This is a genomic window from Micromonospora sp. NPDC049204, assembly GCF_040647935.1.
GTDB lineage: Bacteria > Actinomycetota > Actinomycetes > Mycobacteriales > Micromonosporaceae > Micromonospora.
In genome coordinates this window covers 78,621-99,246 of sequence record NZ_JBEZDC010000006.1, presented here as the reverse complement: position 1 = coordinate 99,246, position 20,626 = coordinate 78,621, and the positions used below count along the sequence as shown (strand labels likewise).

General features: G+C 71.9%; 20 protein-coding genes. 17 read left to right on the top strand and 3 right to left on the bottom strand.

Annotated features, from left to right (window positions below; all coding sequences use genetic code 11):
* Positions 1-79 precede the first annotated feature (79 nt).
* From AB0A90_RS13800 to rho, 4 genes are all read left to right on the top strand, one after another.
* Entirely contained in the window at positions 80-898 is an 819-nt protein-coding gene (locus AB0A90_RS13800; protein WP_357246413.1) for a polysaccharide deacetylase family protein, read from the top strand.
* A gap of 11 nt (positions 899-909) precedes the next feature.
* Positions 910-2,154: an MFS transporter gene (locus AB0A90_RS13795; protein WP_357246410.1), complete on the top strand. Its 1,245-nt coding sequence runs from the start codon at positions 910-912 to the stop codon at positions 2,152-2,154.
* A 64-nt stretch (positions 2,155-2,218) separates the two neighbouring features.
* Positions 2,219-3,163 carry a homoserine kinase gene (gene thrB / locus AB0A90_RS13790; RefSeq protein ID WP_357246408.1) on the top strand — a complete coding sequence of 315 codons (945 nt, stop codon included), beginning with the start codon at positions 2,219-2,221 and terminating at the stop codon, positions 3,161-3,163.
* Positions 3,164-3,461: 298 nt separating this feature from the next.
* A complete protein-coding gene (gene rho / locus AB0A90_RS13785; protein WP_357246405.1) occupies positions 3,462-5,627 on the top strand; it encodes a transcription termination factor Rho in 2,166 nt (721 codons plus the stop codon).
* A gap of 60 nt (positions 5,628-5,687) precedes the next feature.
* On the opposite strand, the gene AB0A90_RS13780 is transcribed toward rho, so the two are convergent.
* Entirely contained in the window at positions 5,688-6,584 is an 897-nt protein-coding gene (locus AB0A90_RS13780; protein ID WP_357246402.1) for an AAA family ATPase, read from the bottom strand.
* A 273-nt stretch (positions 6,585-6,857) separates the two neighbouring features.
* Between AB0A90_RS13780 and rpmE the strand changes: the two genes are divergently transcribed.
* On the top strand, positions 6,858-7,082 hold the full coding sequence (rpmE, locus tag AB0A90_RS13775; protein WP_355008073.1) for a 50S ribosomal protein L31: 225 nt from the start codon (positions 6,858-6,860) through the stop codon (positions 7,080-7,082).
* A 124-nt stretch (positions 7,083-7,206) separates the two neighbouring features.
* Positions 7,207-8,295 (top strand): peptide chain release factor 1, encoded by a 1,089-nt coding sequence (prfA, locus tag AB0A90_RS13770; protein ID WP_357246399.1) that lies wholly within the window; start codon positions 7,207-7,209, stop codon positions 8,293-8,295.
* 34 nt (positions 8,296-8,329) lie between these two features.
* Here prfA and AB0A90_RS13765 read toward each other — a convergent pair whose 3' ends face one another.
* Entirely contained in the window at positions 8,330-9,877 is a 1,548-nt protein-coding gene (locus AB0A90_RS13765) for a GGDEF domain-containing protein (RefSeq protein WP_357246397.1), read from the bottom strand.
* A gap of 74 nt (positions 9,878-9,951) precedes the next feature.
* Between AB0A90_RS13765 and prmC the strand changes: the two genes are divergently transcribed.
* The 4 genes from prmC (at position 9,952) to AB0A90_RS13745 (ending at position 14,383) form a co-directional block, all read left to right on the top strand.
* Positions 9,952-10,899 (top strand): peptide chain release factor N(5)-glutamine methyltransferase, encoded by a 948-nt coding sequence (prmC, locus tag AB0A90_RS13760; protein WP_357246394.1) that lies wholly within the window; start codon positions 9,952-9,954, stop codon positions 10,897-10,899.
* Positions 10,899-11,546, top strand: a complete 648-nt coding sequence (locus AB0A90_RS13755; RefSeq protein ID WP_204945979.1) for an L-threonylcarbamoyladenylate synthase — start codon at positions 10,899-10,901, stop codon at positions 11,544-11,546. The genes prmC and AB0A90_RS13755 overlap by 1 nt, the downstream gene beginning before the upstream one ends.
* Positions 11,547-12,158, top strand: a complete 612-nt coding sequence (locus AB0A90_RS13750) for a phosphotyrosine protein phosphatase (protein WP_357246391.1) — start codon at positions 11,547-11,549, stop codon at positions 12,156-12,158.
* Positions 12,159-12,268: 110 nt separating this feature from the next.
* The gene (locus AB0A90_RS13745; protein ID WP_357246388.1) at positions 12,269-14,383 is read left to right on the top strand and encodes a transglycosylase domain-containing protein; all 2,115 of its coding nucleotides are present in this window, start codon (positions 12,269-12,271) and stop codon (positions 14,381-14,383) included.
* A 12-nt stretch (positions 14,384-14,395) separates the two neighbouring features.
* Here AB0A90_RS13745 and AB0A90_RS13740 read toward each other — a convergent pair whose 3' ends face one another.
* Positions 14,396-15,856 carry an SDR family oxidoreductase gene (locus tag AB0A90_RS13740; RefSeq protein ID WP_357246385.1) on the bottom strand — a complete coding sequence of 487 codons (1,461 nt, stop codon included), beginning with the start codon at positions 15,854-15,856 and terminating at the stop codon, positions 14,396-14,398.
* A 35-nt stretch (positions 15,857-15,891) separates the two neighbouring features.
* On the opposite strand from AB0A90_RS13740, the gene glyA reads away from it, so the two are divergent.
* The 7 genes from glyA (at position 15,892) to AB0A90_RS13705 (ending at position 20,521) form a co-directional block, all read left to right on the top strand.
* Positions 15,892-17,181 (top strand): serine hydroxymethyltransferase, encoded by a 1,290-nt coding sequence (gene glyA / locus AB0A90_RS13735; protein WP_357246382.1) that lies wholly within the window; start codon positions 15,892-15,894, stop codon positions 17,179-17,181.
* Positions 17,174-17,599 (top strand): hypothetical protein, encoded by a 426-nt coding sequence (locus AB0A90_RS13730; protein ID WP_357246379.1) that lies wholly within the window; start codon positions 17,174-17,176, stop codon positions 17,597-17,599. Before glyA ends, AB0A90_RS13730 begins: the two co-directional genes overlap by 8 nt.
* Positions 17,600-17,782: 183 nt before the next feature.
* Positions 17,783-18,019 carry a hypothetical protein gene (locus AB0A90_RS13725; protein WP_357246376.1) on the top strand — a complete coding sequence of 79 codons (237 nt, stop codon included), beginning with the start codon at positions 17,783-17,785 and terminating at the stop codon, positions 18,017-18,019.
* Between the two features lie 11 nt (positions 18,020-18,030).
* On the top strand, positions 18,031-18,828 hold the full coding sequence (gene atpB, locus AB0A90_RS13720) for a F0F1 ATP synthase subunit A (RefSeq protein WP_357246373.1): 798 nt from the start codon (positions 18,031-18,033) through the stop codon (positions 18,826-18,828).
* Between the two features lie 63 nt (positions 18,829-18,891).
* Positions 18,892-19,134, top strand: a complete 243-nt coding sequence (locus tag AB0A90_RS13715) for an ATP synthase F0 subunit C (protein ID WP_357246371.1) — start codon at positions 18,892-18,894, stop codon at positions 19,132-19,134.
* A gap of 26 nt (positions 19,135-19,160) precedes the next feature.
* Positions 19,161-19,700 carry a F0F1 ATP synthase subunit B gene (locus AB0A90_RS13710; protein ID WP_357246368.1) on the top strand — a complete coding sequence of 180 codons (540 nt, stop codon included), beginning with the start codon at positions 19,161-19,163 and terminating at the stop codon, positions 19,698-19,700.
* Positions 19,700-20,521, top strand: a complete 822-nt coding sequence (locus AB0A90_RS13705; RefSeq protein ID WP_357246365.1) for a F0F1 ATP synthase subunit delta — start codon at positions 19,700-19,702, stop codon at positions 20,519-20,521. Before AB0A90_RS13710 ends, AB0A90_RS13705 begins: the two co-directional genes overlap by 1 nt.
* Positions 20,522-20,626: the final 105 nt, after the last annotated feature.

Here is a 20,626-nt window from a genome sequence, read left to right as displayed (position 1 = left end):
CCGACCGGAGCCGCACCTTCTGTAACTTCTTGCGTACTCTTCGTAGATAGATGGGTGCGGGTGACGCAAGGGTGGGCGGATGGCCGACGGCACGCGAGGGTGGGGGCGGCGCGATCTGTTGCGCCGTGGCCTGCTGGTGGTCGGCGGGGTTGCCATCGGCGCCGGGGCGTCCGAGGCGTGGCAGGGCACCCATCGTCGGCTGCCGATCGCCGGCGGCCCCGCCAGCGCCACACTCGGAAACGGCCAGCAGGATGTCGGCGCCGGCGCGCTTGAGGTCTTCTGGTCGGGAAGGACCAGTCAGCGTCTGGTGGCCCTCACCTTCGACGACGGCCCGGCACCACAGTGGACTCCGATGGTGCTCGACACCCTGGCCCGGCACCAGGTTCCGGCCACGTTCTTCATGGTGGGCGCGCAGGTCCGCCGGCACGCCGACGTCGTCCGCGACCGGCTCGCGGGGCACGAGGTGGGCAACCACAGCTGGGACCACCGGGACCTGGCCGAGCTGGACGCCGCCGAGGCGTACGACGACCTGCGCCGGAGCCACGACGCGATCGCCGACGTGACCGGGGCTCAGCCCCGGCTGCTTCGCCCACCGTACGGTCACCTGGGCGGGGCGGTGCTGCACGCGGCGGCGCGGCTGGACTACCGGCTGGTGCTCTGGTCGCTGCAGATGGTGGAGCGCGAGTTTCCCGACGACCCGGCCGGCCACGCCCGGCGGATCGTGGCTGAGGTCCGACCGGGAACGATCGTGCTCGGCCACGATGTGGGGGCCCATCGGCGACTGGTCGCGCTCCGCGGCCTGACCGACATGATCAATGGACTGCGGTCGCTTGGTTACACCTTCGTCACGGTTTCGGCGCTGCTGACAGCGAGCGTGGCCCCGACCCCGACCAGGTAAGGTGCCGCTCCGTGGCGTCCACCCTCTCGGTCCTGACCGGCAACCGGAGCTTCCGCAACCTCTTCCTGGCCGAACTGGTGGTCTTCGGCGCCGACTGGTTCGTCATGGTGCCGCTGCTGGTGCTGTTACCGCAGCTGACCGGCAGCGGGGTCTGGGGCGCGCTGGTGTTGGCGGTGGACACCGGCATCGTGGCGCTGCTGCTGCCGTACACGGGCACGATCGCCGACCGTTTCGACCGCCGGAAGATCATGATCGCGGCCAACGTGGCCGCGCTGGCCGGCGTGTTGCTGCTGCTCGGCGTGCGCGGCGCCGCCACGGCGTGGCTGGCGCTCGTCGCGATCGGGGTGGTCGCGGTGGCCAAGGCGTTCTATTCGCCGGCCGCGCAGGCCGCGCTGCCCAACGTGCTGGAGCCGCACGAGCTGGCCGCCGGCAACGCGGTCGCCGGCTCGGCCTGGGGCACCATGACCGTCGTCGGTGCCTCGCTCGGTGGCGTCCTCAGCACCGCTGCCGGCCCGTACGTCTGCTTCTGGGTGGCGGCGGTCGGCCTGGCGCTGGCCGCGGCCCTCGCCACCCGGATCCGCCGGCCGTTGCAGGCGCCACGGGACGCCCACCTGCCGGCCCAGCGGACCTGGGCCGCCGTCCGCGAGGCGCTCGGCTACATCGGTCACCGTCCCCGGGTGCTCGCGCTGGTCACGGTGAAGTCGGCGGTGGGCCTGGGCAACGGCGTGCTGACCGTGTTCCCGTTGCTGGCCGGCGTGTACGGCGTCGGCCCGCTCGGCGCCGGCCTGCTCTTCGCGGTGCGTGGGGCCGGTGCGTTGGTGGGGCCGATCCTGATGCGTCGGGTGCTCACCAACCGGGCGTGGTTGCTGCCCGGGCTCGCGCTGTCGATGTCGCTCTACGGGCTGTCCTATCTGGGCACGTCGGTGGTGCGTTGGTTCCCGTTGGTGCTGCTGCTGGTCTTCGTGGCGCACTTCGCCGGCGGCAGCAACTGGGTGATGTCGAACTTCGCCCTGCAGGGCGAGGTTCCGGACCGGTTGCGTGGGCGTGTCTTCGCCACCGACATGATGCTCGCGACGCTGGCGATCTCGGTGAGTCAGCTGGCCGTGGCCCTGGTCGTGGACGTGGTGGACGAACGGGTCGTGCTCGCCGGCTGCGGGCTGATCACCCTCGTCTACGCGGTCGGCTGGCGGATCGCCACCCGGCGGCTCACGCTCAGCGATCCGGTTGCGGAACCGGTCCCGAACCCGGCCGGCTGAAGTCGGCGGTCCCAGGCAGCGGGCAACGGGCCGGTTCGTCGGTGCCGACGCCTAGCATGAGCGCGTGCCGACGAACTTCACCGCCGGGCCGGTCCGTGTCCGGGTCCCCGCGACCAGCGCCAACCTGGGTCCGGGCTTCGACGCGTTGGGTCTCGCCCTCGGGCTCTACGACGACGTGTCCGCCGAGGTCGCGCCGGGCGGGGTCCGGGTGACGGTGACCGGGCAGGGTGCCGGTGAGCTGCCGGACGACGACCGGCACCTGGTGGTGCGGGCCATGCGGGCCGTGTTTGACGTGCTTGACGCCCACCCCGAGGGCCTGCGCGTGGAGTGCGTCAACCGGATCCCGCAGGCGCGCGGGCTGGGCTCCTCGTCCGCCGCGATCGTCGCCGGGGTGCTGCTGGCCCGTGCCCTGGTCACCGACGGGGAGCACCGGCTGGACGACGGGGCCGCGCTCCGGCTGGCCGCCGAGATCGAGGGCCATCCCGACAACGTCGCACCGTGCCTGCTCGGCGGCTTCACGGTGGCCTGGTCCGAGCCGACGGGCGCGCGGGCGGTGTCCCTGCCGGTCGCGGACGGGGTGCTGCCCACCGTCTTCGTCCCGGCGGAGCGCGGGTTGACCGCTGCCGCGCGGGCCGCGTTGCCGGCCACCGTGCCGCACGGCGACGCCGCGTTGACCGCGGGGCGGGCGGCTCTGCTGGTGCACGCGCTCACCGCCGACCCGGGGCTGCTGCTGCCGGCGACCGTCGATCGACTCCACCAGGACTACCGCGCATCCGGGATGCCAGGCACATCGGCGCTGGTCAGAGCGTTGCGAGCGGCTGGTGTGGCAGCCGTGGTCAGTGGGGCCGGCCCCACCGTGCTGGCGTTCAGCGAGCCCCCGGAGGGCTTCCCGGTGGGAACAGACTGGGAAATCTGGCAGTTACCGATAGACGTCAGCGGTGCGCGGGTTGCTCGGGGTAGACTTGGACACGCCGAGCGGGGCCCTGTTGCCGCAGGTCGGAAGAGTTGATTACGCTCTAGACCTAGCACAGCCGCGAAGCACGCGATCTCCTGCGAGGCGGCGCACCCCGAAGCTCTCGGCGGTCAGCCCGTCACACCCCTGCCAAAGGCCCACGCCGCACCGCAGATTCCACAGGTCGCCGCAGACGGCGAGACCTGCTCACCGACGTTGGTGAGTCGGGATACCGACCGGCTGCTGTGTCACAGACTCCCGCGACGCGTCCTTGCGAGGCGGGTGCACCGAGGCCGCCCGGCCACCTTAGTTCCGACTCCGGGCAGTCCCGGCCTTTATCGAGGGAAGGAATCCATTGAGCGACACCACCGACGTGACGTCGGATGTTTCCAACGTCGCTGGCGATGCCACCGCCGCCGCTCCCGCCCGTCGTCGGCGTAGCGGCACCGGTCTGTCGGCGATGCTGCTGCCAGAGCTGCAGAGCCTGGCTGCGTCGCTCGGCATCTCCGGCACGGCTCGCATGCGCAAGGGCGAGCTGATCGCCGCGATTTCCGAGCGGCAGGGCGGCAACGCCGCCGGGACCCCTCGACCGCGGGCCGAGGTCGCGGCCGCAGCAGCCCCGACCCGTGAGGGGGTGCGCGCCGAGGTGCGGGAGACCGCCGACCGGCCGGCCGCCGAAGGACGTGGCGCCGAGCCGGCAGCGGCTGAGCCAGCCCCCGAAACCGAGGGCCGTGGTCGCACCCGGCGGAGCCGGGCCGCAGCGGCGGAGACCCGTCCGGCTGAGGCGCGTTCGACCGAGACGGCACGTCCGGCCGAGACGCGTACCGACGAGGCGGAAGCCGGCGACCGGGCCGACCGTGGCGAGAACCGCCGCGAGCGGGCCGAGCGTCCGGAGCGCACCGAGCGGGCCGAGCGTCCGGAGCGGGCCGAGCGGGCCGAGCGCACCGAGCGGGCCGAGCGCACCGAGCGGGCCGAGCGTCCGGAGCGCACCGAGCGCACCGAGCGGGCCGAGCGGGCCGAGCGTCCGGAACGTGCCGAGCGCACCGAGCGCGTGGACCGCACCGAGCGCTCCGAACGGGGCGAGCGGGCGGATCGTGCCGAGCGCAACGACCGGGGCGAGCGGGCCGAGCGCGGCGAGCGGAACGAGCGCACGGAGCGCTCCGACCGGGGCGAGCGCAACGACCGGGGCGACCGGGGCGACCGCAACGACCGTGGTCAGCGTGTCGAGCGTGTCGAGCGGGACAACGACGACGATGACGGCGAGGGCGGCGGCCGGCGTGGCCGGCGCAGCCGTTTCCGGGACCGTCGTCGCGGGCGCGGTGAGCGCACCGAGACCGGCACCGACACCGGTGGGCGTGAGCCGCAGGTCAGCGAGGACGACGTGCTCGTCCCGGTGGCCGGCATCATCGACGTGCTCGACAACTACGCCTTCGTGCGGACCACCGGCTACCTGGCCGGCCCGAACGACGTGTACGTCTCGATGTCCCAGATCAAGAAGTACGGCCTGCGCCGCGGTGACGCGATCACCGGTGCGGTGCGGGCGGCCCGCGAGGGCGGTAACAGCGGCGACCAGCGGCGCGACAAGTACAACCCGCTGATGCGGCTGGACACGATCAACGGGATGGAGCCGGAGGAGGCCCGGCGTCGTCCGGAGTTCTACAAGCTCACTCCGCTCTACCCGCAGGAGCGCCTGCGCCTGGAGACCGAGCCGCACATCCTGACCACCCGGGTCATCGACCTGGTCATGCCGATCGGCAAGGGCCAGCGGGCACTCATCCAGTCGCCGCCGAAGGCGGGTAAGACGATGGTGCTGCAGGCGATCGCGAACGCGATCACCCGCAACAACCCGGAGTGCCACCTGATGGTGGTGCTGGTCGACGAGCGGCCTGAAGAGGTCACCGACATGCAGCGGTCGATCAAGGGCGAGGTCATCGCGGCCACGTTCGACCGTCCGCCGCAGGACCACACCACGGTGGCCGAGCTGGCCATCGAGCGGGCCAAGCGCCTGGTCGAGCTTGGACACGACGTGGTCGTGCTGCTCGACTCGGTGACCCGGCTCGGTCGGTCGTACAACCTGGCGGCTCCGGCCAGCGGCCGGATCATGTCGGGTGGTATCGACTCCACGGCGCTCTACCCGCCGAAGCGCTTCCTCGGCGCGGCCCGCAACATCGAGAACGGCGGGTCGTTGACCATCATCGCCACGGCGCTGGTGGAGACCGGTTCCATGGCGGACACGGTCATCTTCGAGGAGTTCAAGGGCACCGGCAACGCGGAGCTGAAGCTGGACCGGAAGATCGCCGACAAGCGGACCTTCCCGGCCATCGACATCAACCCGTCCGGCACCCGGAAGGAAGAGGTCCTCCTCGCACCCGAGGAGCTGGCCATCATCCACAAGCTCCGGAAGGTGCTGCACTCGCTGGACTCGCAGGCGGCGATGGATCTCCTGCTGGACCGGCTCAAGCAGTCCCGTACCAACATCGAGTTCCTGATGCAGATCGCGAAGTCGACGCCGGGGGAGTAACCAGTCCCGGGTGATCGACGACGAAGGGGCACGGCCGTCCTGGCCGTGCCCCTTCGCGGCTCAGAAGTCGCCGTCGGCCACCTGGAAGACGGTGAGGCCGAGGGTTCGCCACATCTGGACCACCTGGGCACGGTCGTCGAAGACACCGGCCACCCGGTAACGGTCCCGGATCTCCCGGTCGTAGATCTCCCGCTTCACGGCCGAGTCCTTCCGCGAGTCGCCGACGGCGCGCAGGTGCAGGCCGAGGTACGGCACCTGGACGTGCTGGTCCAGCCAGGCCTCGGTGGCCGCTCGGGCGGAGGCGTCCCGCCCGGAGCAGAAGACCACCCCGTATCCGGCGGCGTGCATCGCCCGGACCGCCGCGATCACCGCCGTGTTCGGCGCGTCTTCGCCCACCCGGGTCATGTCGTACGGGCTGCGGGACACGGCCAGCGCGACGGTGCCGTCGATGTCCACCAGGACGATCTCCGGTGGCTCGGTCGACGGCGGGTGCACCACGGCGGGGCGTCCGGTGCGGGCCTGCGGCACCGGCAACGGCAGGGTCCGCCCCTCCAGGTACCGCTCGTGCAGCTGACGGATCGCGTCCGCGCCGACCTGGTCGGCAGGTGGGCGCGCGGCGTCGCGGCGCAGGCACTCGTCAAGTGGCACGTCGGTGAAGTCGTGCACCTCGAAATCAGCGCCGTGCCGGGCGGCCAGGTCGGCCCAGCCCCGCAGGGCCCGCGAGCGCAGGTTGGTGTCGTCCACGCAGACGTCCACCCGGGCGCGCAGCAACGCCTCGACCTGGGACCGCTGTGCGACGGTCACCTGGGCCTCGGCCCACTGGGTGAAGAGCCGCTCGCCGTGCAGCATCCGGCGCAGGTCGTCCCGGTTCACCCGGGCCACGGACGGTTGGAGCGTTCGGGCGAAGGTCGTCTTACCCGAGGCGGGTAGTCCGCGGGTGGCGATCAGGCGGGTCACCGGTATCCCTCCGGCTCGTGGGACGTACCCCCGGCGGGGTACGCGGCGGCGGACCGCCGGGTGGGCGAATGCCCCGCCGGGCGGCGGGAATGCGGGTGGGGTAGCACGTGTTGACGATGCCGGACGAGGTGTGCGGCCCGATTACCGGGTCGGCTCAGGCCCATGGCACACTGGTCAATCGGCCACCGGTTCCGGTTCACGCCCGAGCCCGTCGTGTACGGCGCGACGAGTGATGACGGCGACCCGGCGACCACCAACGAGAGGACCGAGGCGATGAAGGCAAACATCCACCCGGAGTACGTGACCACCGAGGTCAGCTGCTCCTGTGGCAACACGTTCACGACCCGCAGCACCGCCAAGGGCGGCACGATCCACGCCGAGACCTGCAGCGCCTGCCACCCGTTCTACACCGGTAAGCAGCGCGTTCTCGACACCGCCGGCCGGGTCGCGAAGTTCCAGCAGAAGTACGCCAAGGTTCAGGCCAAGAAGGCCAAGTAACTCCTCGTTCGGCGCCCGCGTCCGGTTTTCCACCGGGCGCGGGCGCCGTCCGCGTTGTGCCCTGTTACGCAGCCGGCGGCCTTCGGCCCGGCCGGCTTCGCACCGTCGAAGGAGCATCCGCAGCATGAGCAGCGAGCGTCTGGCCGCCCTCCTCGACGAGTACGCGACGCTGGAGAAGCGGTTGGCCGATCCGGCCATCCACGCCGACCAGGCCACCGCGCGCAGGGTGGGTCGCCGCTACGCGGAGCTGGTGCCCCTGCACAAGGCCGCTGCCGAGCTGGAGCAGACCCGCGCCGACCTGTCCGCGGCTCGTGAGTTGGCTGCCGAGGACCCGTCCTTCGCGGGCGAGGCGGAGTCCATCGCCGGATCCGTGCCGATGCTGGAGGAGCGCCTCGCCGAGCTGCTCATTCCGCGTGACCCCCACGACGCCAAGGACGTGATCGTCGAGATCAAGGCCGGTGAGGGTGGCGAGGAGTCGGCTCTCTTCGCCGCTGACCTGCTGCGGATGTACACCCGCTACGCCGAGCGGCACGGCTGGATCACCGAGGTGATCGACGCCCAGGATTCCGACCTCGGCGGGGTCAAGGACGTCTCGCTGGCGATCAAGACGAAGGGTGTGCCGGAGGGCGGCAACGGCGTCTGGTCGCGACTCAAGTGGGAGGGCGGTGTGCACCGGGTGCAGCGGGTCCCGGTCACCGAGTCGCAGGGCCGCATCCACACCAGCGCCGCCGGAGTGCTGGTGCTGCCCGAGGCCGAGGACGTCGACGTCACCCTCGACCAGAACGAGCTGCGCATCGACGTGTTCCGTTCGTCCGGCCCGGGTGGTCAGTCGGTGAACACCACCGACTCCGCGGTGCGGATCACCCACCTGCCGACCGGCATCGTCGTCTCCTGCCAGAACGAGAAGTCCCAGTTGCAGAACCGGGAGCAGGCCATGCGGATCCTGCGCGCCCGGCTGCTCGCCGCCGCGCAGGAGCAGGCCGACGCCGCCGCCTCGGACGCCCGCAAGGCGCAGGTGCGCACGGTCGACCGCTCGGAGCGGATCCGCACCTACAACTACCCGCAGAACCGGATCAGCGACCACCGGATCGGCTACACGGCGTACAACCTGGACCTGGCGCTCGCCGGCGACCTGGACGGGGTGCTGGACGCGCTCGCCGAGGCCGACCGCGCCGCCCGGCTCGCCGGCGACACCGAGCTGACCCGCCGCTGACCGCCGCCGCGCCCCGCCGCTGTCCGCCGGGCGATCAGCTCGCGCGGGGACGCGACTTGGCACGGAGCATGGCCCGGTCGGCCTGCTCGAAGGCGACGCCGAGGGCGTCCCGCAGCCCACCGCCGCCGGAGACCTCCGCGAAGCCGATGCTCACCCCGACCGGGGTCCCCGGCACCAGCGACTCCCAGTCTTCGAGTCGGACGGCGGCCTCGATCCGGCGGGCCACCTCGGCGGCCTCGCGCATGCCGGTGTCCGGCAGCACCACCACGAACTCGTCGCCGCCGTAGCGGGCCACGAAGTCACCCCGGCGCATCACCCGGTTGATCACTCCGGCGATGCGTTGCAGCACCAGGTCACCGGAGTGGTGCCCGTGGCGGGTGTTGACCGCCTTGAAGCCGTCCAGGTCGCAGACACCGATCACCACCCGGTCGCCTCGGGTGACCACGGCGGTGATGTAGCGCTCCAACCGGCGGCGGTTGGGCAGCCCGGTGAGCGGGTCGGTCAACGCCTCGCCCTCGAACCGTGCCGCCTCGCGGCGCATCTCCTCGTGGTCGATCCGGGCGGCGATGCCGTCGATGTAGACGTCGCGCAGCCGATCGTTGCGTTGGGCGGCGAGCCGGAACGCCAGCCGGTCGGCCCGGTGCGCCGCCGCGTGGTCGCCGGCACGGGCCAGCGCGATGCTGCGCAGTCGGGCCGGCTCGGCCGCCCCGAGCGTCTCGTTGGAGACCTGGACGGTGTCCAGTCGGGCGACCGCCTCGATCGGCCGGCCGTCGGCGACGGCGAGGCACACCTGCCCGAGCTGACGCAGGTCGCGAGCGCGGGAGCTGTCCCCACCGTGGCTGATCAGGCGGGCCGGTTCGGCTTTCCCGTCGGTCTCCACCTGGTCGCCGAGCGCGGCCTGCCGGGCCGACGCGTAGCCGTACGCGGCGAGGCTGCTCGGGCGCAGCCGCCCGGCCCGCCCGGAGTCGATGAAGCGGGCCAGGTCGGCGGCCACGTCCCGGAGCACCCGCAGGCAGCCGTCGCTGTCGCCGTTGTGGTCCAGTGCCACGGCGTTGCGCAGCCGGATGCCCGGCGCGGCGAACGTCTCCTCGGGGATCCCGGCGGTGAGACCGAGTTGCCGGGCTCGTTCGATGGCCCCCAGGGCGTATCCGTGGAAGCTGAGGTAGCTGTACGCCATGGCCAGGTCGTGCCAGCCCCAGGCGGTGTCCCGGTCCGGGTCTTCGACGGCGCCCAGCGCGCGGGCGGCTCGGACGAGGTGCGTGACCGAACGGTCCAGTGCGCCCTGGTGGTGTGCGGCGAGGGCGGCGAGCGCGTTGAGGTGCCCGTGCAGGTAGGGCTCGGCGAGATCGCGGACGGCCGCCGACGCCTCCTCGATGGCCCGGGTGAACTCCGCCGTCCGACCGAGATTGATCAGGGCGGAGAGGCGCTGCACCATCGCGTCCGCACGCGCCGCCGGATCGGTGGTGGTGCGGATCACACGTTCGAGCAGGACGTACGACTCCGCGGAGCGACTGGCCTCCTGCAGCGCCCGGGCGCGCGTGAGGAAGTCAACCTGGTCATCGACCCGGTCGAGCCACCCCACCCGCCGACCTCCTGTCGTGTGCGCCGCCCGCGCACCCGTTGGTCGCGCTGCCCGCGACGCATCATGATTGTCGCGTGACCACTCTGCCGCAACACCCCCCCGAAGGGACAGGCCCCACCCGCCCGTCCGCCGCGGTGGCTCGGGTGGCCCGCGCGCTCGCCGCCGCCGGGGTCGGCTCGGCCCGGGCGGAGGCGGAGGTGCTGGCCGCGTACGTGCTGGGGGTCTCCCGAGGCCGGCTGGCTCTCGCCGACGACCTGAACGAGGAGCAGTTGGCGCGGCTCGACGAGCTGACGCGCCGTCGGGCCGCGCGGGTGCCGTTGCAGCATCTGACCGGCCGGGCCGGGTTCCGGCACCTCGACCTGTCGGTCGGGCCGGGTGTGTTCGTGCCCCGGCCGGAGACCGAGCTGCTGGCCGGCTGGGGTGTCGAGCAGGCCCGGGGCCGTACCGACCCGGTGGTGGTCGACCTCTGCAGCGGCTCGGGGGCGATCGCGCTGGCGGTGGCGCAGGAGGTGCCGGGTGCGCGGGTGATCGCGGTGGAGCGGTCCCCGCGGGCGCTGGCCTGGTTGCGGCGCAACGCGGCGGAGCGGGCCGCGTCGGGAGACCGGCCGATCGAGGTGGTCGAGGCGGACGTGACCGCGCCGGACCTGCTGGCGTCCCTGGTGGGCTCGGTGGACGTGCTGCTCTGCAACCCGCCGTACGTGCCGGACGACGTGGTAGTCCCGCCGGAGGTGGCCGGGCACGACCCCGCGGAGGCGGTCTTCGGCGGCGCGGACGGCCTGGCGGTGATCCGGCCGGTCGTCAGCCGCGCGGCGGTGTTGCTGCGCGCGGGCGGCGTGCTCGGGGTGGAGCACGACGACACCCACGGCGCGGCGGTTCCCGCGCTGCTTGCCGGCGACGGTGGCTTCACCGCTGTCACGGCGCATCTGGACCTCACCGGACGTCCCCGTTACGCCACCGCGTCCCGACGGGCGGACGGCCAGCACGCCCCGATCGGGGCGGCGTGGCAGACTGACTCCTCGTGATGCTTTACGACTGCCGATCGCCCGCCGATCGGGACCGCGGCATCGCTGCGGCCATCGAGGCGGTCAAGAACGGCGAGCTTGTCGTCCTCCCGACGGACACCGTCTACGGGATCGGCGCGGACGCGTTCACCCCGTACGCGGTCAAGGCCCTGCTGGATGCCAAGGGCCGGGGTCGGCAGATGCCGCCGCCGGTGCTGATCGGCTCGCGGCACACCCTGGACGGGTTGGTCTTCTCGCTGCCCACCGCAGCCCGGGACCTGGTGGAGGCGTTCTGGCCGGGTGCGCTGACGATCGTGGTCGAGCACTCGCCGAGCCTCCAGTGGGACCTGGGCGACAAGACCGGCACGGTGGCGGTGCGGATGCCGCTGCACCCGGTGGCGCTCGAGGTGCTGCGGGAGACCGGCCCGATGGCGGTCTCGTCGGCCAACAAGACCGGCCAGCCCGCCGCGGTGACCGCCGAGGAGGCACGGGACCAGCTCAGCTACTCGGTGCGGGCCTACCTGGAGGCCGGGCCGTGCCCGGATCCGGTGCCCAGCACGATCGTGGATCTGACCGGTGAGGTGCCGCAACTGCTGCGGGCCGGGGCGATCCCGTTGGAGAAGCTGCGCGACGTCGTTCCGGACCTCGTCGACGGTCGGGGGGTCTGAGTGCCCCCGTTCACGGTCCTGCACGTCTGCATGGGCAACATCTGCCGCTCCCCGATGGCGGAGCGGCTGCTCGCTCTGGCGGTGCGGGAGCGGTTGACGCGGCGTGCGCAGGACCCGGCCCAGGCAGACGGTTTGCTGCACAGCCACAGCGCCGGCACGGGTGGTTGGCACGCGGGCGAGGAGATGAATCCGCCGGCGGCCCGGCAGGTCACCGGCCGTGGTGGGGACGTCGAGGGGTTCGCCGCGCGCAAGCTGCGGTCGGACCACATCGACGCCGCCGACCTGGTGCTGACCGCCACCGCCGACCAGCAGGAGTACGTGGTGGCGTTGCGGCCGGACGCGGCGGCCCGCACGTTCGTGCTGGGTGAGTTCGGTCGGCTGCTGGCCGCGGTGGACGCCGCCGCGTTGCCGCCGGGTGACGCGACCCCGGAGGCCGTGTACGCCCGGGGGGTGGCCCTGGTGGCAGCGGCCCACGACGCCCGGTTGGGCGCCTCGGCGTTGACGACGGACGATCTGGACGACCCGTGGGGCCGTGGTGACCAGTGCTTCAGCCGGGTCGCCGACGAGATCGAGGAGACGGTCCACCCGCTGGCCGGCGCGCTGCTGCCCTGATTGGGCGCGGTGCGAGTTTCCTCCGGGTTTGGGGAAAACCCGGGGCGAAAGCGGCGTTCCGGGTCATTCTGAACGGGTCCTAGCGTGACCGGCTCCTGCGGGGAGAGCTGATGATCCGGGCCCATCTCGACAAACTGCTGACCGTGGTGATCGCTGGAGTGCTGGCCGGGTTGGTGCTGGCCGCAGCCGCCCTGCCGGTGGCCCTGGTGTTCGGGATCGGCTTCAGCGCCCTGTCCACGCCGTACTCGGAGCTGCCGAACACACTTCGTACGCCGCCCACCGCCCAGCGCTCCAACCTCTACGCCAACGACGGCACCACCCTGATCACCTCCTTCTACCAGGAGGACCGGGTGGACGTGCCGCTGCGTGAGGTGGCCCCGGTGATGCGCCAGGCGATCGTGGCCGCCGAGGACGTCCGGTTCTACCAGCACAGCGGAGTGGACCTGCGGGGCGTGGTGCGCGCCTTCACCGTCAACAAGCGGGACGGGCAGACCCGGCAGGGCGCCTCCACGTTGACCATGCAGTACGTCCGCAACGTGCTCAGCAGCGATCCCCGGCTGACCGAGGCGCAGCGGGTGGCCGCCACCGAGGTCAGCACCGCCCGCAAGCTCCAGGAGATGCGTTACGCGCTCGCGCTGGAACGCGAGCTCGACAAGGAGGAGATCCTCACCCGCTACCTCAACATCGCCTACTTCGGCGCCGGGGCGTACGGCGTCGCGGCGGCCAGCAAGCGCTACTTCTCCCGGTCCCCGGCCGAGTTGACCCTGGCCCAGGCGGCGCTGCTGGCCGGCCTGGTCCGGTCGCCGGACAGCGACGATCCGATCAACGGCGACGCCGACAGCGCGATGGCGCGGCGGTCGTACGTGTTGGAGCGGCTGGTGGAGTCGGGGCAGGTGCCGGCGGACGCGGCGGCGGCGGCGCGGGCCGAGCCCTTGCAGCTACGGCCGAGCGAGACGCCCAACGACTGCACCGGGGTGCCCGAGGCGCACAACGACTGGGGCTTCTTCTGCGACTGGTTCACCCGCTGGTGGAGCAGCCAGTCCGCGTTCGGCGCGTCCGCCGACGAGCGGCAACGCGCGCTGCGCCGGGGTGGGTTCTCGATCGTGTCGTCGCTGGACCCGGGGGTGCAGCGGGCCACCACCGAGCAGGTGCTGAAGATCTATCAGCCGTCGGCGGCCGAGGCGGTGCCGACCGCGGTGGTGCAACCGGGCACGGGACGGGTGCTGGCGATGTCGGTGAACCGCACCTACAGCGTGCGGGACAACCCCGTCGGGCAGAAGAACCGCCCGAACACGGTCAACCAGTTGATCGGCGGCGGCGGTGCGATCGAGGGGTACCAGGGCGGGTCGACGTTCAAACTCTTCACGATGCTTGCCGCGCTGGAGGCGGGCCTGCCGCTGTCGACCGACTTCGTGGCGCCCACCCAGTTGCTCACCCGCTTCCCGGCGACCGGGGAGGCGAGCTGTGCCGGCCGCTGGTGTCCTTCGAACGCCAGCCCATCCTCGATGGATGGCCCCCGCACCATGTGGACCGGGTTCGGTCGGTCGGTGAACACGTACTTCGCCTGGCTGACCGAGAAGGTCGGCGCCGACCGGGTGGTGGAGATGGCCGAGCGACTCGGCATCGTGCTGCGGGCCGACGCCGACGCCCGACTGGCCCGCTACGACGCGAAGGACTGGGGTGCGTTCACCCTGGGCGTCGCCGCGACCACGCCGCTGGACCTGGCCACCGCGTACGCCACGGTGGCGGCCGAGGGGACCTGGTGCGCGCCGCTGCCGGTGGTGTCGATCACCGACGCGGGTGGCCGCCCGGTCGACGCCGCCAAGCCGGACTGCCGGCAGGTGCTCGACGTCGACGTTGCGCGGGCGGCCACCGACGCGGCTCGCTGCCCGGTCGGCGACCAGTCGATGTACGGGCGCTGCGACGGTGCCACCGCAGCCGGCCTGCGGGCGCGGCTCGGCCGGCCGGTCGCGGGCAAGACCGGCAGCTCAGAGCATTACGAGACGGAGACGGTCGTCGCGTTCACCCCGCAGATCGCGGTCGCCTCGATGGCGGCGAACCCGGACGATCCCCGGGACGCGGTCGGTCAGGCCGTGCAGGCCCGGATGGTCGACGCGGTCGGCGAGGTGCTCTCCACCGCCCTGCGCGGTCAACCGGTCCGCGACTTCGTCCCGCCGAGCGAACGAACCGCCTTCCAGCTCACCGGAGCCCGCACCGGCAACTGAGACCTGCGGGGATCAGGGGGTCTGTTCGGCGTTGCGGGCGATGTTGCGGGCCATGCCGCCGAAGACCACCGCGTGGAACGGGGCCACCGACTTCCAGTAGGCGTGCCCCGGCAGGCCGCGCGGCAGGAAGACGGCACGTTGCTGGTAGCGGCTGCGGCCGCCGTCGGTGGGGAGCACCCGCATCTCCAGCCAGGCCCGGCCGGGCAGCCGCATCTCCGCGCGCAGTCGCAGCAACTCGCCCGGGACGATCTCCTCGACCCGCCAGAAGTCCAACGCCTCACCGACCTGGAGGCGGTGTGGGTCGCGTCGGCCCCGACGGAGGCCGACCCCGCCGACCAGGCGGTCCAACCAGCCGCGCACCGACCAGGCGAGCGGGAACGAGTACCAGCCGTGTTCGCCGCCGACGCCCTCGACCACCCGCCAGAGCGCCGCTGGTGGCGCGTCCACCGTCCGCTCCCGGACGTCGGTGTAGGCGGTGCCACCGGACCACACCGGGTCGGTGGGCAGTGGCTCGGCGGGCGCGTCCGGGCCGCTCGCGTTCGACCAGCGGGTCTCCACCTGGGCGTCGCGCACCTTGGCCAGCGCCAGCGCCACCGCGTCGTCGAAGCCGGTCAACCCGCCCGGCGGGTCGGGAACGTAGCGGGCGATGTCGTGTTCGTCCGCGACCGCCTCCTGGATCAGGCTCTCCACCAGCGGGCGGGCGATGGCATTCGGCACCGGGGTGATCAGGCCGACCCAGTGCGAGGAGAGCGCCGGGGTGAGCGCCCGGACCGGCACGATGATCCGCCGGCGCAGCCCGGCCACCCGCGCGTAGCGCTGCATCATCTCGCGGAACGTGAGCACGTCCGGTCCGCCGATGTCGAAGCCCCGGTTGACCTCCGGCGGTAGCGCGCTGGAGCCCACCAGGTAGTTCAGCACGTCGCGGACGGCGATCGGCTGGATCCGGTTACGCACCCAACGCGGGGTGATCATGGCGGGCAGTCGCTCGGTCAGGTAGCGCAGCATCTCGAACGACGCCGAGCCGGATCCGATGATCACCGCGGCCCGGAGCACCGCCGTGGGCACCCCGCTGGCCAGCAGGATCCGGCCCACCTCGGCCCGGGAGCGCAGGTGCGGCGAGGGGACCGCACCGGTCTCCGGCAGCGGACCGCCCAGATAGACGATCCGGCGTACGCCGGCCGCCCGGGCCGCCGCCGCGAAGTTCGTCGCCGCCGTCCGGTCGACGGCCTCGAAGTCGGGCCGGCCGAGGGAGTGCACCAGGAAGTAGGCGACGTCCACGTCGGCGAAGGCGGCGGGCAACGTGTCCGGCCGGCTCAGGTCCCCTTCGACGATCTCGGCCGCCGAGGCCCAGGGCACGTCGCGCAGTCGGACCGCCTTGCGGGCCAGGCACCGCACGGTGTGTCCCTCGGCGAGCAGCAGTGGCGTCAGCCGCCCGCCGATGTATCCGGTCGCTCCGGTGACGAGGCATCTCACGAGGTCCAGTCTGCGGCCCCCTAGACTCGTTCGCTGTGGAGACCGAGACGAGCACCTTCTGGGGACCGGATTTCGCCCAGCTCAGGGCCACCGACCCGGAGATCGCCGGGGTGGTCCTCGGCGAGCTGGACCGGCTGCGGGGTGGCCTGCAGCTCATCGCCAGCGAAAACCTGACCTCGCCGGCGGTGCTGGCCGCGCTCGGCTCGACGCTCACCAACAAGTACGCCGAGGGCTACCCGGGCCGGCGCTACTACGGGGGCTGCGCCGAGGTGGACCGGGCCGAGGAGATCGGCATCGCCCGGGCCAAGGAGCTCTTCGGGGCCGAGCACGCCAACCTTCAGCCACACTCCGGGGCGAGCGCCAACCTGGCCGCGTACGCCGCGCTGGTCCAGCCGGGGGACACCGTGCTGGCGATGGACCTGCCGCACGGTGGGCACCTCACCCACGGCAGCCGGGTGAACTTCTCCGGCAAGTGGTTCCACCCGGTCGGCTACCCGGTCCGGCCGGACACCGAGCTGATCGACTACGACGAGGTACGGGACCTGGCCCGTGCGCACCGACCCAAGCTGATCATCTGTGGTGCCACCGCGTACCCCCGGCTGATCGACTTCGCCCGGTTCCGGGAGATCGCCGACGAGGTCGGCGCGTACCTGATGGTGGACGCCGCGCACTTCATCGGCCTGGTCGCCGGTCGGGCGATCCCGTCCCCGGTGCCGTACGCGGACGTCGTCTGCGCCACCACCCACAAGGTGCTGCGCGGCCCGCGCGGCGGCCTGATCCTCTGCCGTGAGTCGCTGTCGCAGCGGATCGACAAGGCGGTCTTCCCGTTCACCCAGGGCGGTCCGCTGATGCACGCGGTCGCGGCCAAGGCGGTCGCGCTGCGCGAGGCCGCCCAGCCGGAGTTCCAGACGTACGCCCGGCAGGTGGTCAGCAACGCCCAGGCGCTCGCGGCCGGGCTGGCCGACGAGGGGATGCGTCCGGTGTCCGGCGGCACCGACACCCACCTCGCCCTGATCGACCTGCGCGAGGTGGGGGTGACCGGCGCCGAGGCCGAGCGACGCTGCGACGCCGCGTCGATCACCCTGAACAAGAACGCCATCCCGTACGACCCGCAGCCGCCGATGGTGGCCTCCGGTCTGCGGGTGGGCACCCCGAGCGTCACCACCCAGGGCATGCGGGAGGGTGACCTGCGGCAGGTGGCCACCCTGATCGCCCGAGCGGTGCGCACCGATCCCGGCGCCCCGGGCGGGGCCGACGAGTTGACCCGGATCGGTGCCGAGGTGGCCGAGTTGGTCGCGGCGTTTCCGGCGTACCCCCGTGGCTGAGCCCGGGGTGGTCGCGCCGGACAGCGACCGGCGGTGGCGGCTGCGGCACCTGCCCGTCCTGTTGGCCGCGTCGGCGGCGCTGGCCGTGCTCGCCGCGGTGGTGGGCGGGGTGACCGGCGGTGGGACGGCCGCGCTCGGCGCGGCGGCCGGCGTGGGTGTCACGGTGCTCAGCTACACCCTCACCACAGTGGTGTTGGCGCGGGCCGACCAGGTCAACCCGCAGTTGCTGTTGCCGCTCGGCCTGGGCCTGTACGTGGTGAAGTTCAGCCTATTGGGTGCGGTGCTGGTGGCGGTGGCGTCGACCGGTTGGGCCGGTTTGATCCCTCTGTGCCTTGGCATCGTCGCCGGGGTGGCAGTGTGGACAGCGGTGCACCTCTGGTGGCTGACCACGGTGCACGCTCGTCGGCCGCACGGCTGACCTGGCGGTCGCGTCCCAACCAGCGGACGCGCCGCAATGTGTCGGCCTCCGGTCATTTTCCGACGGGCGGAAGGGGAGTAGCGTGCCCACAGACGACGGCGCCCACGAGAAGCCCACACAACGATGGTTGTGCGGGGGGTGAGGCACAGCCTCGTCTTCCCGGCTGATATCGTTCGCCCCGTCATGGCTGATGACCAAACCCCCCGTCCCCCCGGGCAACCGGACGACTATCCGTCCGGTGCCGGTCAGGGCTGGACCGCACTGAGTTACCTCATCGGAGGCATGCTCGTGTGGGGTTTCATCGGCTGGCTGGTCGACCAGTGGCTCGACACCGGTGGCGTCGCCACCGGGATCGGCTTCGTGCTCGGCATGGCCGGGGGAGTCATCCTGGTCATCCGCCGACTCGGCACGCCTACTTAGGAAGGGACGCGGTGTTCGGACAGGCGAACGTCCTGGCAGCGGGCCAGGCAGAATTCCCACCTAGCAAGGAGGACTTCTACCTGCCCAGCATCCTGCCCTGGGGTGCGCACGACTCCTACTGGTTCACCAAGTTCACGTTGATGGTCTGGATCGCCGTCGGCGTTCTGATCATCTTCTTCCTGGCGACCTATCGGAACCCGAAGCTGGTGCCGACCAAGAAGCAGTGGTTCGCCGAGTCGATCTACGGCTTCGTGCGCAACAACATCTCGGTCGACATGATCGGTCACCAGGGTGTGCGGTTCGCGCCGTACTTCACGACGCTGTTCTGCTTCGTGCTGGTGACCAACGCGTTCGCGATCATTCCGTTCTTCCAGATCTCGCCGAACTCGCACATCGCCTTCCCGGCGATCCTCGCGGTGATCAGCTACGTGCTGTTCAACTACATCGGCATCCGGCACCACGGCTTCGCCAAATACTTCAAGCACGCCCTGATCCCACCGGCACCGTGGTACATCCTGCCGCTGCTGATCCCGATCGAGGCGTTCTCGACCTTCATCATCCGGCCTTTCTCGCTGGCCGTTCGTCTCTTCGCGAACATGTTCGCCGGCCACATGCTCCTGCTGGTCTTCACGCTCGGCGGCTTCGCGATGATCAACGCCAACGCCTGGCTGGCACCGATCTCGGCGGTGTCCTGGGTGATGACCGTGGCGCTGACCCTTCTCGAAGCGCTGGTCATCGTTCTACAGGCCTACGTCTTCACGGTGCTGAGCGCCAGCTACATCCAGGGCGCGCTCGCCGAAGAGCACTGATCCACGCACCATCCGTTGTCGTCCCGCGTGAGAGACACGCGTGATAACCAGGAGGAACCACTAATGGATTACGTCGCCGCCGCAGAAGGTGTCGTTGGCAGCACCGCAGCCATCGGCTACGGCCTCGCGGCCATCGGCCCGGGCATCGGCGTTGGTCTGGTCTTCGCCGCCTACATCCAGTCGACCGCCCGCCAGCCCGAGTCGTCGCGGATGACCCTGCCGTACGTCTGGATCGGCTTCGCCGTCATCGAGGCGCTCGCGCTGTTCGGCATCGCCTTCGGCTTCATCTGGCAGGGAGAGCTCTAATCCGCTCGTCGACCGGGAGGTCACCCATGTACTTCCTCGCCGCTGAGGGTGGTGAGTCAGACCACAACCCGATCATCCCCATTCCCGAGGAGATCGTGGTCGGGATTGTCGCCTTCGCCGTGCTCTGCTTCGTACTGATCAAGTTCGTCTTCCCCCGTATGGAGCAGACGTTCCAGGCCCGGGTCGACGCGATCGAGGGCGGCATCAAGCGCGCCGAGGCCGCTCAGGCCGAGGCGAACCAGCTGCTCGAGCAGTACCGTGCCCAGCTCGCTGAGGCCCGCACCGACGCCGCCAAGATCCGTGACGACGCGCGGGCCGACGCCGAGGGGATCCGACAGGACATCCTCGCCAAGGCGCGGGAAGAGTCCGACCGGGTCATCCAGGCGGGCAAGGACGCACTCGCCGCCGAGCGGGCCACCATCGTGCGCGAGCTGCGCGCGGAGGTCGGCACGATCGCGGTGGACCTGGCCAGCAAGATCGTTGGCGAGTCGCTGGCCGACGAGGCGCGACGCAAGGGCACCGTCGACCGGTTCCTGAGCGGCCTCGAGAGCACGGGGGCCCGCTGATGCAGGCCGCCAGCCGGGAGTCGTACAAGGTCGCGGCCGAGCGCCTCGACGCGTACGTCCGCGGCGCGGAGCCGTCGGCGGTGGCCTCCACCGCCGACGCCATCCTCTCCGTGGCGACCCTGCTGCGGCGTGAGCCGCGGCTGCGTCGGGCACTGTCCGAGCCGGCTCGTTCCGGTGACGACCGCGGTGCCCTGCTCGGCGACATGCTGGGCGGGCGGATCGGCGCCGACGCGCTCGACCTGCTCGTGGCGTTGGTCTCCGGCCGCTGGTCGGCACCGTCGGAGTTGCTCGACGGCACCGAGCGCCTCGGCGTGGAGGCGCTGCTCGCCAGCGCCGACAAGGCCGGCGAGCTGGGCGAGGTCGAGGACGAGCTGTTCCGCTTCGGCCAGGTCGTGGCCGGTCAGTCGGCGCTGAGCAACACGCTGGCCGACCCGGTCGCCCCGGTCGAGCAGCGGGCCACCCTGGCCCGGGAGCTGCTCGCCGACAAGGCCCGCCCGGTCACCGTCCGCCTCGTCGAGGTGGCGCTCGGCGGGTTCGGGGGGCGCTCCTTCACCGGCGCGCTGACCCGGCTGGTGGAACTCGCCGCCGAGCGACGCGACCGGCAGGTGGCGTACGTGACCGTCGCGGCCCCGTTGAGTGACGACGACGAACGCCGGCTGGGTGCGAGCCTCACCGCGATATACGGTCGGGAGGTCTCCGTCAAGCAGACGGTCGACCCGCACGTCCTGGGTGGCGTGAGCGTGCGGGTCGGTTCCGACCTGTACGACGGCACCATCCTGCGCCGCCTCAACGACACCCGCAACGCGCTCGCGAAGCGCTGAACGGCTCAGCCGCCCAGCGGCTGAGTGGCCTCCGCCGCTCAGCGTCGGGGCGGCTCCGCCGCCGCAGCGCCCGGAATGACAGACGCCATTCGGACCGGTCGGTAC

Bases quoted from the DNA above. Each gene is read 5' to 3' on its own strand.
- AB0A90_RS13725 (WP_357246376.1), top strand. From the start codon at position 17,783: ATGGCTGATGACCAAACCCCCCGTCCCCCCGGGCAACCGGACGACTAT.
- AB0A90_RS13755 (WP_204945979.1), top strand. From the start codon at position 10,899: ATGCTTTACGACTGCCGATCGCCCGCCGATCGGGACCGCGGCATCGCT.
- AB0A90_RS13715 (WP_357246371.1), top strand. From the start codon at position 18,892: ATGGATTACGTCGCCGCCGCAGAAGGTGTCGTTGGCAGCACCGCAGCC.
- prfA (WP_357246399.1), top strand. From the start codon at position 7,207: ATGAGCAGCGAGCGTCTGGCCGCCCTCCTCGACGAGTACGCGACGCTG.
- AB0A90_RS13705 (WP_357246365.1), top strand. From the start codon at position 19,700: ATGCAGGCCGCCAGCCGGGAGTCGTACAAGGTCGCGGCCGAGCGCCTC.
- rpmE (WP_355008073.1), top strand. From the start codon at position 6,858: ATGAAGGCAAACATCCACCCGGAGTACGTGACCACCGAGGTCAGCTGC.
- AB0A90_RS13745 (WP_357246388.1), top strand. From the start codon at position 12,269: ATGATCCGGGCCCATCTCGACAAACTGCTGACCGTGGTGATCGCTGGA.
- AB0A90_RS13710 (WP_357246368.1), top strand. From the start codon at position 19,161: ATGTACTTCCTCGCCGCTGAGGGTGGTGAGTCAGACCACAACCCGATC.
- AB0A90_RS13800 (WP_357246413.1), top strand. From the start codon at position 80: ATGGCCGACGGCACGCGAGGGTGGGGGCGGCGCGATCTGTTGCGCCGT.